The 603-nt window shown below is 43.6% G+C and carries 1 protein-coding gene and 1 pseudogene; both read right to left on the reverse strand.

The genetic code is table 11. The features are described 5' to 3' along the window. Positions 1 to 206: pseudogene (locus H8700_RS05510) on the reverse strand (JAB domain-containing protein); the annotation flags it as partial. Positions 207 to 315: 109 nt separating this feature from the next. After that, the coding region (locus H8700_RS05515; protein ID WP_249304116.1) for a DUF5688 family protein at positions 316 to 603 on the reverse strand (288 nt) is incomplete at its 5' end.

A 603-nucleotide genomic window follows, 5' to 3' on the forward strand; every position in this document is an offset into this window, starting at 1 on the left:
ACACTTGCAAAATGCACATTGATAGGTTTTAAATCTGACCTTAGATTGACCACACACACTACTTCCCTGTCAAACTGGCACATACAGTCTCCCATGACAGCAGCTATATCCGCCGGATTGTTAAAAGTGTGCTCCGAATAAATCGGAGCATCCTTTACAAGTCTTACCGAAACCACATCAAGCTTGAAGTCATTCTTCTTTGGCATCAGACACCGCCTCCTCTCCAAACTCGACACGGATAACAAAATCACCTTTCTGGCTGTTTATGAGAGCAATGAGTTCTTCCATTGTAAGTTCCTGCTCCATAACTGCCTCCTATCTGGACTTTTCCTTCGCATCATATACAAGGGGAGGTTCTGCAACGATACCATCAAGTCTCTTGTTAGGTGTATCAGTTGCAAGTGTGAGTTTTCTTAAATCCTTATCATAGTGATATACCTGATTGGAAAGTCTCTCGTCCAAAGACACCTCCTGCATATTTACCTCGACTACCATCTGTGCAAGCATCTCAGGGCTTCCCATATCTGAAGATACTGCAATAACCTCATGCACGCTCGAAGGGAGAATATAAAGGTCACTCTCTAAACTCTCTGCCAGCTCATG

The organism is Jutongia hominis, from assembly GCF_014384965.1.
GTDB lineage: Bacteria > Bacillota > Clostridia > Lachnospirales > Lachnospiraceae > Butyribacter > Butyribacter hominis.